This window comes from Actinacidiphila yanglinensis (assembly GCF_900107965.1).
GTDB lineage: Bacteria > Actinomycetota > Actinomycetes > Streptomycetales > Streptomycetaceae > Actinacidiphila > Actinacidiphila yanglinensis.
This window is the reverse complement of record NZ_FNVU01000016.1, coordinates 1-15,478: the sequence shown is the minus strand read 5'-3', so window position 1 is coordinate 15,478 and position 15,478 is coordinate 1. Positions and strand designations below refer to the sequence as shown.

Genomic DNA, 15,478 nt, shown 5'->3' with positions numbered 1-15,478 from the left:
CGTCTCCGGCGCCCAGCCGCTTCACCCAGGCGCGTTACAACAGGCACTCCAAATGTGTACCGGAGTGGGTTAGTCTGCACAACAGGCGTTACACTTTGAGTGGTCGGTGGTTCCCGCGCGGCTGCTCAAGGCGCCGTTTCGCCTGTTTCACCAGGAGGGCCCCTCCTCGGGGGCCCGTACCCACCCCTGCGTTGATCTTGTGGAGCCGCTGGTGTCATCGCGTTCGCGTTCCCCCCGCTCCGGAACCACGTTCAACCAGAGCGCAGCCGAGGCTCCCACCAGGACAGATCCTGCACCACGTCAGACCGCACCGGGCGCGGCCAAGGGGATCGAGCTGCCCAGCCCGACTGACCCCGTCTGGACCAGTATCCCGCTCTCGCTGCGGCAGGCCCTGTCGATGCCGGCACACCAACTGGTGACACCACCGCGCGGAGGGCTGGCAGAGAAATCCGGCCGCCGACTGCGACTTGCTCTGCAGGCCGCAGCCCAGCAGCGGACGAGCGGCTCGCACTGGCACGTCCTGCTCACCGCGCCCCGCTCCGCGTTCGGCGGTCCCCGCAGCACCCGCGCTGAGCAGACGTACCAACTGCTGGAACGGATCGTGACCCAATGCCTGCACCCCGGCCAGGCCCCCTCCGCAGGCCCGGCCCCGGCCCAGCCATCAAAGCCAGCCCCCGAACCGGCCCCGGTGACCGACGCGACCTCCATCCTCACCGAACCCGCCACGGAGCACGACGGCCTGACACACGAGACCGCCCCGGCGCAACGCGGCCCTTCCCCGGTCGCGAAGCCGGCCCCTTCCACGGGCCCAGCCCAGTTCCTCTCACAGCCCGCCGCTGCACCGGCGAGGCCAGGAGACACCTCGAAGACCGCCCCCGACTCCAGCGACACCGTCCGGACCAGCGCGACCGCCACCACGGCTCAAGAAAGCGAAACGGGTACCGCCGTGGCAAGCGCGCCCTCGGCAACCCCTCCATCTGCCACCCTCGCCCGCAAGCTGCTCCCCGGTCCGCCACCGGCAACCCTGCACGAGGCCCGCGCTGCCTTGCCCCAGTTCATCCGGGCGGCCGCCGACGGCACGCCCACCCCCCTGGCGCGCGATACCGACCACGCTCTCCTGATGGCCCCAACGGACGCCGCAGCACTGGGATGGGACCTGACCGGCGCAGAGGTGCACGGGATCGCTGATGCCCGCAAGAAACTCGGCGACCTCATCCGACACGCTTCCCAGGGCCGCCCCCAACTCCTGCGCCGCCACAACACCCCCGTGGCCGTGCTGATCCCCGCCGTCACAGAAAGCACCCCGCACCCGGCTACCACACCCGGCCCCCGGCCCTCTCCTGCTGAAGAGCCGTCCAACGACCACCCGACCCCCCGTCCTCCCAATGGCCTTCAGCCTCAACCAGACCTGCCAGTGCCCCTCGGCAGCGCCCCACATCCCGCGAAAGCCCCTGCACCCAGTCCCTCGGACGCTGCGGCCCGGTCGTCCGCTCACCCCTCCGGTGACTTGCCGACCGAGCTCGCCCCGCAGCCCGCCGTCGCCTCTGCTCCCGCAGCCGTCCCCGATTCCGGCGAGCCGGGCGTGCCGCGCCGTTTGGCTCCTTTGGATCAGGCTCTGGACACCGTCCTCATCTCCCCTGCCGGCAACACCACCACCGACACTGCCGCACCGCCGCACGGCCTGCCGACCGGTATCCCCAGCCTCGACCAAGCCCTCGGCGGTCTTCAGCCCGGCCGTTTCTACCTCGTCGCTGCTGCTCCCGGCGCCGGCGGCAGTCTCATCGCCAGCAGCGCCGCCCGCACGACGGCTCTGGACCACCGCCGCACCGTTCTGTACGCAGCCTCCGGTCTCAGCCGCGCCGACGTCGCCGCCCGGATCGTCGCCGCGCACCTATCAGTCGACTACCGCCGCTTGCGGACCGGACAGCTCACTACGACCGAACAGACAGAAGTCAGCGCCCTGTACCGCGAACTGCCTGCGGCCCCGCTGTTCATCGACGACGGCAGCGACCTGACACCCGCTGCGATCGCCGAGAGCGCCACGGGTCTGCTGGATCTGGCTCTGGTTGTCGTCGACCGACTCCAGGCCGCCGACGACCCCCGCTTGCCCCTGTCCGGGCCTCGCCTCACCGACGCCGCCCAAGCGCTGGCCCACCTCGCCCGTACCCTCCACATTCCGGTCCTGGCCGCCGTCGACACCGACCATGCCGACACGGTTGCCACCCTGAGCCTGGACACCACCCTCACCCTCACTCCTGACACCGGCAATCCGCACCAGACCCACCTGACCATCACCGAACGGGACTTGGGTACCCAAGCGGTCCTCACCCTGCACGCCGACCTCACCCATGCCCGCCTCACCGAGGCGCCACCGCACGCCCCCTCTACCCGCCCCACTCCCACCCAGCCCGCCGCGGCCCATCCGGCACCACCCGCACCCGCGGGCACCCCAGGGGCGTGGCCACCCACCGCCACCCCCGGCAACCCCACCCCACCCGCCGCCAGCGCACAGCAACCTCCCCCCACCCCGACCCCGCCGGCGGCCGCTGCCGCCCCTGAGCCCGCCCGGCAACGCACCCCCCAGCCACCAGGCAGCACCACCGGCGGATACGCCGGCCGCGACTACTCCTACTTCACCGGCCAGATCACCCGTGCCGTCGACCAAGCCCTCGCCGACCATGCCGGCGACGTCGAAACCGCGACCGAAGCCCTGGCGAAGAAAGCCGTCCCCCACGCCATGGCACTGTTCGAGGAGACCCGCGTCGGCTCGAACTACGAGCACACCGTCTACCCGGAGACCCTCGAATTCCTGCGGAAGAAAACCAAAGAAGGCGCCGACCAGGTCTGGGAAGGCCGCCACAACTGGACCAACACCACCCTCATCGACTCCCTCAACAACGGCACCCTCGACCCCGTGACCGTCGACGCCCTCGACACCAACGCCGCCTACCTGTCAGCGTTCAAGACCTACCTGCCCATCGGCACCCTCCAACACAACCCCGACGGCGGCTTCGACCCCAAACGCTCCGGTATCTACCTCCTCACCCAGCGCCCCACCTGGCACCACCCCCACCTCCCCGACCCCATCGGCAACCGCCACGAAACCGGCCCCGTCCTCCTCACCGACTCCACCATCCGCCTCCTACTCCGCTGCGCCCGCTACGGTCTGTGCGACCCACCCGCAATCGCCGAAAGTTGGACCTCGGGTGCCAGCGAGGGGCTGCTGGAGAAGTTCCGCCGTGTCCTGACCGAAGCGCGAGAAGCCGCCCTCGCCCGCGAGGCCGCCGGATACGCCGACGGCGCCGTGACCGTCGAGTACGTCAAAGCCATGTACGCGAAGTTCACCTCGACCATGGGCGAATCCAACGCCAACCTGGAGATCCGCCGACCGGAGTGGATGCACATCATCCGCTCCCAGGCCTTCGCGAACCTCTGGTACAAGGCCAACAAAGCCCACGAAGCCGGCCTGACCATCGTCCGTGTCCGCGGCACCGACGAACTCCACCTCACCGGCGGCCCATGGCGCAAAACCCCCGGCCAGGAAGACGGCGTGTTCCCAGAGGGCCGCCTGACCCAGCACATGAAACTCAAGGATCGCTACACCCTTCCCAGGAAGACCACCGCCTGAGATGTCGACCGACGGATGGAGGAACTTCGGCACCTACGGCGCCGGCCGCGACCCCGGAAACATCCACGGCCGGGCCGCGCTCGGCCGCGCCCTGGAAGACGTCCTCGAACGCATGATCATCGACGGTGGCATCAAGTCACCGGCCACCACCCGCCGCGGCCTCAAAGCCCGCATGAAGTACCTCACCACCACCCAAGGCGGCGCCCAGGCCATGGCCGACGCCGGCATCACCGCGTCCCGCGCCACCCTCCGCGCCTGGACCACCGGCCGCCAACGCCCCCGCCCCGGCAACATCGAGGCGATCGACACCGCCTACTGGAACCTGCGCGCCACCAACGTCCTGGCCAACCCCGGCGGCCTCAAACAACACCTGAACCGGGGCGGCCAGGGAACCCGAGTGGAAATCCACCCCATCAACCAGGACGTCGTCGACGAACACGCCCGCCGACGCAACCTGCGCGTACGCCGCATCCAGGTCCGCTACGTCTGGGACGCCGCCGTCGACGCCCTCATCGCCGGTGACACCGACGAACTTGAGCAGATCTGGGACGACATCATCGCCGACCTCGACTCTGACTGGGGCGCCTATACCTACGTCAGTCACATCGGTCTCGGTGCCTGACAACCCCCAGGACCGTCTGCGGTCTGTGGACGGTCCCGCCACCACACGATTCATGGACCGGATCGCTTCGATCCGCTCGGGGCACTCCGGCACCGAACACCGGACAAACCACGATTACGGCGGACGCCTGACAGGTGAGCGAAGGCGGCCAACTGGACGGACTTCTCACGGATCAGGAACCGGTCGTGGTGGCGTCGGATTCTCTGACCGTGGGATCCGTAGGGTCGTGGACTTCGAAGAAGTGCAGGCCTGCGTCGCCGACGACCGTGAGGACCCTACCGCTCGGGTCGAACGCGGCGTCGTAGATCCGGGAGTTGGTCTTGCTCCAGCACAGCGTGTGCATGTCGCTCAGTCGGAACACTCCGATGTAGTCGGGGAAAGCGAGCATCACGGCGTGGGTGTCGCTGGCAGCGACGCGCACGATTACGGAGTGGTGGGCTGCCGGGCGGGACACGCGGTATGTCTGTCGGGCGGTAGCCTCCCGCGGCCGCGCCCCGTTGAGGTTCCACACACTGAATACGCTGTCGTCCCAGTCAGCGCCTGCAGCGGCCGCAACGACACGGTCACCGCGCGGAGTGAAGCAGGCATCGCCCCAGCGTTGCGCACCGTGAGGCGAGGCAAGTTCGGTGACGAGCCGGCCTTGGGAGGTGAAGACACGCAGCGGCTCAAACCAGTGCCCGATCAGATGCTGTCGTTCCTCCGGCCCGAAGTTCACGATGACCGGAGAACCTTCCGGGGGGTAGCGCTCGGCAGGCACACCGACTGCCTGCGGCCATCGATGCCGGGTCGCAGGATCGCGTCCGGGAAACGGGAAGGAGGAGTGGGCAGCAACGCGGGAGGCGTCGGGGGAGGAGCCTTCCATATGCACGGTCATCCAGTGCCCGTGCTCTCCCGCCACGGCCAGGCTTCGGCCATCGGAGCTCCACCGTACGTGCACGAGTGCGGCCTGTCCGGGCCGTGCCGCGGCGGCAGGGCTGAGACGCCCGGTATCCCACATCTGCAGCAGGCGCCGGTCACTGGTGGCCACGAGCGCCGCGGAATCGGAATGCCAGGACACGCAGTCCCGGTCGTTATGGTCGGACCGCAGCGGGACAAAGGACTCGGGCATCGGCAAGTCCCCGGATGACAGAGCCTCATCGGACGGCACTCGCCACACGGTGATCCGACTCGGACCCCGATGAAGCCGAGGCGCCGACTCGCGTACGGCGAGCTGTTGGCCGTCGGCCGACCAGTAGGCAGTGGCTTCTCGCGTGTGCTCGGTGCGCCACAGGACGCGCTGAGCGAACGGGTCCACGATGGCCACGGCACGCTCCAGGTCCAGTACCGCAGTGCGACCGCTCGGTCGCCACATCAAAGATCCGCCGCGGCCCCACAGTGCCCGGGAGTGCCACTGCCGTGGTTCCTGGCTCTGGTCGGCCGGATCCGCCCATAGGCGCAGCAGCCCGGCGTGGTGCCTGTCGCTGGTGCGCTTCGGGGTGTGCGCGAGCAGGCCGTGAACGGGGTGCCAGTCGAGTGACACCTCGCCCTCTTCGTCCAGGTGCTGGATACCGGTCAGCGGCTGGGGACCGCTGCCCGCGTCCAGCGCGTACAAGGACACGCCCGTGTCACTGGCGACGCAGATCATGTCGGAGTCCGGTGACCAGCACAGGGCCGGCGGCGATTGCCGCAAGAGGGAGAGGCCGGCCAGGACAGGCACGGCCAGGATCTCCCTACCGGTCCGAAGGTCATAGACGGTCACGTCGTTGTGATGGTTGCGGAGAGCTTCCTCCGGAGTCGTCTCAACGTCGTGAGGCATGTCGAAGCGGTCACTGACACCGACGAGTGCCAGTCGGGTTCCGTCCGGGCTCCACCGCACGCGGTTGACCGTGTCAGGGCCTTCCATCGTCCATTTCCGCGTTCCCTCGGTGTCGAGGATCTCCACGGTGGGATGGGAGCCCGCGACGGCCAGGAGCCGACCGCTCGGGTGCCAGTCGACATCGTGGAATTCGTCGACACCTACGGCCGGAACACAGCTTTTGAGCGCCGGATGGTCGCGGTCGAGCGGCGGGTGCAGGTACCGCACCCCGCCGCCTGAGCGGGCCTGCCCGAGCCCCAGCAGCCATTGCGGCAGCGGGTCGAGTCCCAGGGCACGGTTCTCCAGGGTGACGGCCAGGTCGTGGCAGGACAGCGGGCCGGTGAACGCCAGCGCCTCACGGCGCATCAGGCTGGCCAGAACACGGGCGCCGGCGTCGTCGGGAACTGCTGCACGGTAGCGGGCAAGGTCGGCATCCACGGCGGTCGGTCCGGACCGGGCCAACCGCAACGCGAGGAAGCGGACATCCCGCACGGTTAAGCCCAACTCCTGCAGCAGACCTGCCTGCAGCAGATGGAAGGCCAGCGTGTCGGCGAGAAGCATGCGAGCGCCGGCCAACCGGTGCCATCCCTCGGCAGGCCGAAACTCGACCAAAAGCCGCTGACTGAACCCCGCCAACTGATCGGCATTCAGTACGCGCAGGGCCCGACGGATGATGCCGTGCAGACGCAGCCCCTGCCCGTCGACCGTACACAGTGACCGGCCGACGAAGCGGTCGCCCTCGGAACGCGCCCGCACATCACTGATGCCCCACAGCTGGTGCAGCAGCGCGAACGGCACCGCCTGACCAGCCGGGAACGCCGCCAGGGACACGAACCGTTCCAGACATCGCGGTCCACCGACCGCGACAAGATCGTCCAGACTCACCTCAAGCGTGCGGGCAATGCCCCTGGCCACGTCCGTATCGGACAGGTCATCCAATGCCAAGACACTGGCGCCGTCCAGCTCAGATGCCAGTTCACGCACCGCCTCGACCACGTCCTTGCCGTGCCGGCCCACCAGACTCCGCAACACTCCCGAGAGCATGACCAATGCCAGCGGCCAGTACCCCGCACGCGCCAGCAGCGGCTGCAGCACAGCCTCGTCAGCGTCGTCGACGCCCAGGACGGCCACAGCCTCGTCCACCGACATCTCGCCGACCTCGACCTCGACTGTCTCCACCAGCCCGGCACGACGCGTCGTGACCAGCAACTGCACCCCCGGCCCAAGCCCCTGGAAGGGGCGCAGATCAGTGGCACTCCACACGTCGTCAACGACCAGCAGGGCCTGCAATCCCGTCAGCGCCGACCGCAGAGCCTGCGCAGCAGCGGCCACATCGACATACACCTGCGGCGCCGCTGCACCGCTGACCTGCGCCGCCATCTCGGACAAAGACCGCGCCACGCGGTCCGGTTCCACCTGCGGACCCATCTGCGCCCACAGCACCCCATCCGGGAACTGCTCACGAATCTGTGGCGTGGCACAGACCCAACTCGCCAGCGTCGATTTTCCGAATCCGCCAGGCCCATGCAGCACTACCGGGCTCTGCCGATGCTCCAGCGCAGCCAGCACACACTCCGCCTGCCTCGGGCGTGGAACGAAGCGATCCGGGAGGACCGGCGCCATGGCCAGCGGTCCCACGGCACGCCCCTGGCCCATCCCCGGCCGTGGAGTCAGCGACTGGGCGGACGCGTCATGAGCGGCCAGCTGCACTGCACCTGACCGATCACCCGATGAAGAGGAAGCCTCGTCCTGGGCCTGCCGCCGCCACTGTGCCCACCGGTCCAGCGACAACAGCCCGGGCTGCACCGTGATCGCCGACAGGCCGCTCCTGGCGCGGGCATGCTGAACTGCGATCACCATCGCGGTCAACGCCCGCTCATGGGGGATGTTCTTTCCCAATACCCAGTCGCTGATCCGCTGCGGCGAGAATCTGGGCCGGTTGCGAGGCGGATCGGCCAACTTCTGCTCGACAGCGGCGGCCTGACGCGCGAAAGCGGCTTTGGACAGGCCAGAAGCGGTGATCAGCTCCTGCAGTCGCTGCGCGAACTGTTCCCGTGCCCCTGTCGGCCGGTCGCTGTCCGGCACCGAAAACCTCCGGTTTCTTCCGGTGGCGATCCGCTCCGGAAAGCTCATCGTAGCGATCCCACCTGCAACTTTGGGTGCCTTCCCCGACCGGATGCTGCCCCACCGTAGAGCCGGACTTCACCATCACGCCATGACCAACCCACACCGGCCCCGCCGCACTCGCAACCCCAACTGCCACCCCGGCTCACGCGTCAGGCGCGATCTCATGACGTCAATGCTGTCGGCAACTGCCGCTGGAGCCGTCAACGCCATTGTCAGCGTTGCTCTTCATGCGACCCAGCACTGGCTGCAGCATTAAGACTTCAGGAAGCACTGCCGGAGCGAGCCCTACCCGAGGCTTCTCGGGTGGGGGCGCCCGTCAGCCTTGGAGACCGGCCCCAGGAACCATCGGTCTGGACACCCAAGCTGTCCTCCCGGCCAGGGACCAGGGTGCACGACGGGAGCAAGTCCATCGACCTCAGGGATGCGCGCCAGGGATGCTTCTGGGCTTGATCCGCTTCGACGGACATTCGAGATCAGGGGCTCTGCCCCGGGAGGATGTCCGTCGAAGCGGATCAAGCCCAGTCACGCCATCGCCCTGTTCCGCGGACGCGACACGACAGTGGAGAGCAAGCGATCGGCCATCGTGACGCTTGCGGGCATCCTCGAGGAGCGCCGCGCCCTGCTCAAAGACAAGATCAGCAAGCCCGACGAAGGTGCACTGTTCGAGATCGCCAACCGCTACGACCTACGTCACCGCAAGGCAGGCCAGCGCGGCGAGTACGACGAAGTGTTCTTGGACTGGATCTTCTGGTGGTACCTGGCCACGGTGGAGCTGACGAACCGGCTCGTCGCCTCTCGCCTCGCCAGCGCCGAAAGCTGACTGACGAATACGGCGCAACCCCCGTACCTGAGGGAAGGGACGGTGTGGCGTGGACGGGCGGCAGGGGCGAGAAGGCCGGCGTGGGTCTGACCTCCAGCGGCCCTGGCGGGGCCGCTTGCCGCCGTTGGTTGCGTCGGGCTGTCGACGGCGCAGACGACGGTGGAAGGCCTCCAGTAGATCTTCGCGGGGAGGCGAAGACCGCGAACACGCCGTAGATCATTGGGCTGGTCCGTCCGCACCTGTCGGACAAGGCGATCCGCAACGTGCTGCTAGTTCGAGGCGCCGGATCGGCGGGGCGAGCCGTCGCAGAAGCTGTGGGGTGTGACGGCGGCGGGGCTGGAGGCGGTTGCGGGGCAGCTGCAGCGAGGGACGGAGCACGGCGCAGACGACGCGAGCGGAGAAGGCCCACAGAAGGCGAACCGGTTCCTAGGACGCTCACCACCCGTGACCGCGGGTGGTGAGCTGCTCTCCAGCCCTAGGTCCGTGTGGCGCCCTTCCGTCAGCGGCCGGCCCGGGGATCGCACGGCATCTGGCAGCAGGTGGGTGGACCAGCCGACCGCTGGCCGGGCCCTGCCAGGTGGCCGGTGGCCGGTGGCGGGAAGGCAGGATGGCTGCAGCAGCGGCTCATGCAGACTTCAGCAGTCGACGATACCTTTGATTCAAAGGAATTTTTCCTCTTTGCTCCAATGATATTATGAAATCTGTTTATTAATCCTTTGAATCTAAATTTTTGGTCGAAATGAAGCGATCGTCCGTGGGGTTCTGTTAGATTGTTTCACGAACCCCCTGCTCGTTGCGGCGAGCAGGCGCGAGGCCCGCCCTACGGCGGGCCTTTGCTTTTGTCGGGCCGGCATTGGCTGGTCAGACCCACTCCTGCGGCTGGGTCACGACCTTGCCGTCTCCCAGCGGCACCGAGGCCGGGAGCTGGGAAGCCCGGACGACGCCCTGCCGGATCGGCTTGATGAACGCTGGCTGGAGCTTCTTCAGCCAGTGGCTAGGCTGGGCAAACGGGTTGAGGATGCCGATAGTCAACCCGAGTTCGCTCTTGACCATCCTCAGAGGCTCGCACAGATCGCTGTCGTTGCTGATCAGCACGGCCATGTCGCAATCCTTGCGGAAGGCGTCCAGGAGCATGTGCGCCCCTATATGGACGTCGGTGCCCTTCTCCTCAGTCTTGATCACCTCCACCGTGTTGGGGCCACCAACGGGCGGGCTGGCCAGCCTCATACGGGTCTTGGTCTGCGAGAACCTGCCATAGTGAATCGACACCTCCGGCAGCGTCTCCAACGCCCTGAGGTAGGCGTCCTGGCGAGCCGGGCCGTCGGGATCATCAGGTCGCGGAGTGATCCGAGCCGTGAAGTAGCGGACCCGCTGGATCCGAGTCCCAGCCGGAAGCAGATTGCGACACAGCTCCACCGGATCGAGCCACTTGGAACCCTTCTGCCCCTTCAGCCGCCCGTAGTAGAGGTTGAAGCCATCGATATAGATGTTGGTTAACACGACCGATTACCGTACGCGCCTAAGGAGTCCCAGCGCTGCGAGTACAGCCAGCCCGACACCGCCCGCACGCCGACGAACCAGCCGTCCCCGAACGACCGCTGCGACCCGTGCGGGGCGCTGCTCCCGAGATCCAGGTGTGCGTCCCGGCGACCGCGCCAGCAACGAGCACGTCCGCCGCCGCCCCCGCCACGGCAGCAGCTCGAATAGCGCGCCGCGTCCGTCGGGCGAGAGCAGACCGGGCGCACTGGGGTTGGCCAGCCATCCAACGGTTTTTGGGCCCGTCAACTGCCATCGGTCTGCCACGAATCAACAACGCTCGCTCGCAGCACCATGACGCAGGAAACGAATGGTTCGCCACACTCGGCACCCGGTCATTGACCAGCGACACCGCCTCGGGAGCACACCAGTATTCTGGGCCCGTGACACCCCGCCGATGGCGCGTGCACTGGGGGATGCGTGAGCTTCGAGGAACAAGTCGTTCGGGCTCTGGGCAAGGACCGGGCCGACCGTGTTCAGGCGGCAGCCCGGCAGTTGATGACGCTGGCCGACGGCAATGCCCAAAGCACGCAGGCCGTGGTCCACATCAATGTGCCGCTGCGCGCCCACAATGCGCATGACGCGACAGCCGAGCTCGCCGACCTGCTCAACGCCGCCGCACCGGAGGAGACCTGGACGTTCGTCACCGTCTCTCATCCCGACGGTACGTGGTCGGGCAAGGCGAGCCCGTTCATGCAGGACACCACCGCGCTCGGCTCACGGGACTGGATTGCCCATTTCGCCCTGTCCGAACTGCACATGAGGATGGCGGCCTGGCGGCTGACCCAGCTGTGGCGTGCCGCCGAACTGGCCGAGCAGACCGTGGAAGCCCTTGGCCGCTGGCGGCTGCTCGTCGCAGCCGCATGCTCCCGCTCCCTGCTGGAGGGCGCGGCCGCCCTCACCCACGAAACAACCCTCCTTCACGAGGCATGGGACACGTTCAAGAAAGTCGGCCCGCCCACCACCGACTCCCTCACCCAGTTCAGCGCCGACCTCAACAACCGCCTGGCAAAACTCCAGTACGCCTCACGCATCGGACAAAGCGCCGACCGGCCTCCCGTGCTCCAGAGCACCAACGTGATGACCTACATCAATAAACTCGCCAAGAACACCACGACCGTCGACGTGCTCGACCTGTACGAATGGCTGTGCGACGCAGTCCACCCCAGCTTCGGCTCCGCCACCACCCACACCGTGTTGCGGGCCTCGGACCGTCCCAAAACGCACGCCGTCGAGCACTACGCGCGCCGCCCCCTGGAGGGCCTAGCCGCCTCCGGCTACGTCATGCAGCCGACCGTCGCCCACGCAGCCGCCGACGCCCTCGTCCTGGCCGCCGATGTGGTCCACAGCAGTCTTTCGCTCGTGAAGTGGACCATGGACGACATCGGCCTGACAGCAGAGATCCACGGCCTCAACCGCATCTCCTACGCCGGCGCCAGCGACCAGCCACCCCAGCGCAGCGACACATGCCCGTGCGGCAGCGGCCGCAAGTACAAGCGATGCGTGCACCGGTGGGGTCAACCGAGCACCCCGCCCTCATCGGCCGCCGAACCACGGGAAGCCAGGCCGAAGCGCCAGCCTCGGTCCTGATCCGTGGAATGTGCACAAGGAGGCTTGTGATCACGACGCCTGCCAGGCGCCGGGCGATGCCATCCCGCTTGCGCCGCCTTCGGGGCATCTCGTAGTGCCGCCGCACGCAGCAAGCAAGTACCGCTCACTTGAAGGTGTGGAGCTGTGGGACAGATGCAGCAACGGTCCCCCCAATGACGCAATGTCATATGCCTTTTGCCCCGGGCGGTGGACAACACAGGGCAGACCAGGGAAGAGGACGGAACGACGGAGACGGACTCGAGTGAGCAAAGGCTGTGCAGAACAGCTGACCCCGACGCCCTATTCGTCGAAGGTGCCGCACAAAGCCGCGCCAAAGCGCTGTACAGCAGCTGCAGCGCCCGAACCCAGCGCCTCGCCTACGCCCTGGACCAGCGCATTGCATTCGGTGTGTGGAGAGGCATGACCGAGCGCGAACGCAGCACTCTGCTGCGGCGCCGGCCGACCGTCACTTCCTGGCGGCGCTTGCGCGTGCCTGCCTCGCGGGCCGCGACCTGTGCCGCGTCGAGCAAGCAGTTCCCCACGCCGCGGCCGCGGTGGTCTGCCGCGACGGCAAGCAACTCGATCTCCACCAACGCTTCCACCAGGGAGGCCCGCTGGGCGGCAGTCTGACCGTCCAACCAGCGGATCGGCGGGGTGGCGTAGACCATGCCCACGACCGCATCCCCCTCGCGGGCTACCAGACAGTGCCCGAAGCCGTACGGAAGGTGGATCCGCCCGCCCTGGCCGGCGACGGCATCAGCGAGCGCAGAACCGGAGGGCACCCCCGCGCACCCCACACCATCGCCAAGCGCCAGCGCAGTCAACGCCGTCACTGCACCGGCTCACCAGGCACAGCCGGAGCAACAACACACGAACCACCCGAACTGCCGGTCACCACAGCACCCTACGGGACCCCGCGGGGAGCGGAATACTCTGGAACAGCCCCCACTGCCCCGCCCCGCCGGCCCGGTGCACTTGCGTCTGCCCCTTCCCGAGACATGGGGACGGGACATCGCCGGCCCCGGGCACGCGGTGCTGGCCGGGAGACCCGTTGGAAGGCCAGCCCTGTACATGCCGCAGCGCCCTGGAGCAACGCGGTAGGCCCCACAACAGACTGTCGCGGCACAGGTTGTGGACCGTGCAACGACCAAGGCGCGCCCGTCACAGCGCGATAAGTTCAGACGTCCGGCTGAGCGCCAGTCAGGGAGGCTGGAGAGCCGCCGACAGAAGGAATGATCGTGGCTGAGTTCTGGATCGGTCCTCGGAAGTACCGAACGAAAGGCACCGCCGAAGAGGCCGTGCGGGCAGTGCTCTACCGCTACCAGTTGGGGGAGACCGTCGATGCCGAGGAGGACCACCTGCTCCTGGTGGACCTACTCGACATGCACCATGAGGCTGCAGAAAAGATCGGCCCCGGCATCGAAGCGTTCGCCATCGCACCTCCGCAGATCGGCTCGTCCCCCGGGTTCGAGGTCGTCCGCGTCGACGGCTCCAGGATCGACTTCTCGTACAAGACCTGCATGAAGCCGCCGACGGTGCGACAGCAGGTCCTGAACATCATGCGATCCGAAGTGCAGCCGCAGGCCAACGGCTACTTCGAGGCGCGCAAGGAAGCCGGGAGGCTGGTTTCCGACCAATCCGGCCAGCAGCTCGACAGCTCAGATGTGGCGGTGTCCTACTTTCGAGGCCCGGCGTTTGTGGACATCGCGGAGGAGTTCGCTGCCATGGTCGACGGCTGGGACTCCATCCCGATGACGCCCTCGACGGAACCTGGACTGGGCCGGATCGCGGACCGCGAGCTGGCCGAGCGGTGGAAGGACCACCACCAGGAGCGGGCGGTGCTGGGTCTACTGTCCAAGAAGGAGAACCAGCGGCGGCCCCGCCGGTAGCAGGCCGCACGCCAGCCAGCGGCGGCCCCGCGCGTCCGCCGGGCGCCGCTGCCGCCTGGCCGTGCCGCGCGGCCGCTGCGAGTCCGGCCGCGCCCACCCCGGCTGCCGCGTCAAGGCGCGCCGGCCCGTCCGACGGTGCCGCGCCCCCGTCCGCCGCGGCCCGCGCCCTCGCGGCCGCCGTCCGTTCGCCGTGGCCCCGTTCGCCGCGCGCCGCCGGGCCGGGGCGGACGCGTTCGCCGAGGCGGGCGTCGACGACCCGGTGTAGCTGGAGCTGATGCGCTCCAGCGCCGAGTACTCCCCGGATCTGAAGCACGCCGAGCGCGTCGCCGCCCGCGCCTCCACCCACCCCGGCAGCCAGGACGCCCTGTTGCTCGCCATGGTGTTGGTCGCTCACGCGCCCGGGACCTGGACGGACGTGGCCGTGCTGCGGCACGCCCGCGCCCTGCTGGCCGCCGCGGTCGTTGTGCCTCGGGGTTGAATTGTTGCCTGTGGTGGGGGTTGAGGGGGGCGCTGGTCGATGTCGGTGATGTTGTGGCTGCCGCGCCGCGCCCGCCGGTCCGGGCCGCGCCCAACTGGCTCCGCTTGGGTTGTTGGTGGTCGACGGGGCCCTGGCGGGTGGCGCTCAAGGCGCAGGGCGAGGCGGGCGTGCGGGCGCGCTGTGCCGGGCCCGCACGCGGTCGAGTTGGAGGACTCGTGGCGGCTGTGTCTGACGTCCCGGCGGTGTTCAACGCGGCCGCCCTGCGCCGACGCGGCCGGGGCCGTCTACGGCTCTTGCTCGCTGCCGCGCCGATGAGTGCGTCCTCAGGCGCAGCGGGAAGAAACCCACCCCGCCACGAGGAGCGCGCGCCTTCTTACGGAACACTGCCCCTCCGATGAGACCCACCAATTCCCGGGGGAGTAATATCCAGTCGGGTAGAGAGCTGTACAGAAATCATTTCATGAGCAGCTCCATACAGTAACGCAGGACAGAAACCGTGGCGGATATCAACCCGAAGAGAACGGGACTGCCAATCCCCTTTATCCACCATTTCAAATTCGCTACAATTCATTAACTGGTTCAGACCACTACGGCGGGTACACAACATCACAAGGTGTCACGGTTACAGACTTGAGCGGTACACAATTACGTGACATACTCAGGTACACAACCCGCCCCGGACGAGACTGTCCCTGACGGGCGCTCAGAGCAGACCAGCCCCACCGCCCGGCCCTCCCGGACAGCACAGCTCAAGAGACAGAGCATCAAATAGCAGATCAGAGCGCCACGTTGACCCGTATAGACCACCCGCGCAGACCCTCCTCCCGCTTCGCCCCACCTCTCCGAATATGTAACGACCTACTCGGCCGGCACCCCTCCCTCCTCTAGCCAGCGCTGTGAATGTCGCGGAGCGACGTTACAACACTCCGTCACGTAGTGACGGCGCGTCATGTC

The 15,478-nt window shown here is 67.9% G+C and carries 8 protein-coding genes and 3 pseudogenes; 8 read left to right on the top strand and 3 right to left on the bottom strand.

Annotation, left to right across the window (positions count from 1 at the left end):
- Positions 1 to 397 precede the first annotated feature (397 nt).
- From C4U44_RS43675 to C4U44_RS28850, 3 genes and pseudogenes are all read left to right on the top strand, one after another.
- A pseudogene (locus C4U44_RS43675) lies at positions 398 to 1,276 on the top strand (hypothetical protein); the annotation flags it as partial.
- A gap of 327 nt (positions 1,277 to 1,603) precedes the next feature.
- A complete protein-coding gene (locus C4U44_RS28855) occupies positions 1,604 to 3,628 on the top strand; it encodes a DnaB-like helicase C-terminal domain-containing protein (RefSeq protein ID WP_235032449.1) in 2,025 nt (674 codons plus the stop codon).
- Position 3,629: 1 nt separating this feature from the next.
- Complete coding sequence (locus C4U44_RS28850) at positions 3,630 to 4,250, top strand: hypothetical protein (protein ID WP_103888999.1); 621 nt, start codon at positions 3,630 to 3,632, stop codon at positions 4,248 to 4,250.
- 172 nt (positions 4,251 to 4,422) lie between these two features.
- Here C4U44_RS28850 and C4U44_RS28845 read toward each other — a convergent pair whose 3' ends face one another.
- A complete protein-coding gene (locus C4U44_RS28845) occupies positions 4,423 to 8,217 on the bottom strand; it encodes an NB-ARC domain-containing protein (RefSeq protein ID WP_103888998.1) in 3,795 nt (1,264 codons plus the stop codon).
- A gap of 514 nt (positions 8,218 to 8,731) precedes the next feature.
- On the opposite strand from C4U44_RS28845, the pseudogene C4U44_RS28840 reads away from it, so the two are divergent.
- Positions 8,732 to 9,031: pseudogene (locus tag C4U44_RS28840) on the top strand (hypothetical protein); the annotation flags it as partial.
- Between the two features lie 861 nt (positions 9,032 to 9,892).
- On the opposite strand, the gene C4U44_RS28835 reads toward C4U44_RS28840, so the two are convergent.
- Positions 9,893 to 10,531: an NYN domain-containing protein gene (locus tag C4U44_RS28835; RefSeq protein WP_103888997.1), complete on the bottom strand. Its 639-nt coding sequence runs from the start codon at positions 10,529 to 10,531 to the stop codon at positions 9,893 to 9,895.
- A 456-nt stretch (positions 10,532 to 10,987) separates the two neighbouring features.
- On the opposite strand from C4U44_RS28835, the gene C4U44_RS28830 reads away from it, so the two are divergent.
- Positions 10,988 to 12,157: an SEC-C domain-containing protein gene (locus tag C4U44_RS28830; RefSeq protein WP_146088364.1), complete on the top strand. Its 1,170-nt coding sequence runs from the start codon at positions 10,988 to 10,990 to the stop codon at positions 12,155 to 12,157.
- A 207-nt stretch (positions 12,158 to 12,364) separates the two neighbouring features.
- A pseudogene (locus C4U44_RS28825) lies at positions 12,365 to 12,643 on the top strand (WhiB family transcriptional regulator); the annotation flags it as partial.
- Here C4U44_RS28825 and C4U44_RS42795 read toward each other — a convergent pair.
- Complete coding sequence (locus C4U44_RS42795) at positions 12,535 to 12,825, bottom strand: GNAT family N-acetyltransferase (RefSeq protein ID WP_235032448.1); 291 nt, start codon at positions 12,823 to 12,825, stop codon at positions 12,535 to 12,537. The pseudogene C4U44_RS28825 and the gene C4U44_RS42795 overlap by 109 nt on opposite strands.
- A 570-nt stretch (positions 12,826 to 13,395) precedes the next feature.
- On the opposite strand from C4U44_RS42795, the gene C4U44_RS28815 reads away from it, so the two are divergent.
- Together C4U44_RS28815 and C4U44_RS28810 are read left to right on the top strand one after the other, a co-directional pair.
- The gene (locus C4U44_RS28815) at positions 13,396 to 14,046 is read left to right on the top strand and encodes a DCL family protein (protein WP_103888994.1); all 651 of its coding nucleotides are present in this window, start codon (positions 13,396 to 13,398) and stop codon (positions 14,044 to 14,046) included.
- Between the two features lie 274 nt (positions 14,047 to 14,320).
- Positions 14,321 to 14,524, top strand: coding sequence for a hypothetical protein (locus C4U44_RS28810; protein WP_103888993.1), 204 nt, complete (start codon positions 14,321 to 14,323; stop codon positions 14,522 to 14,524).
- The last annotated feature ends 954 nt before the right edge of the window (positions 14,525 to 15,478 follow it).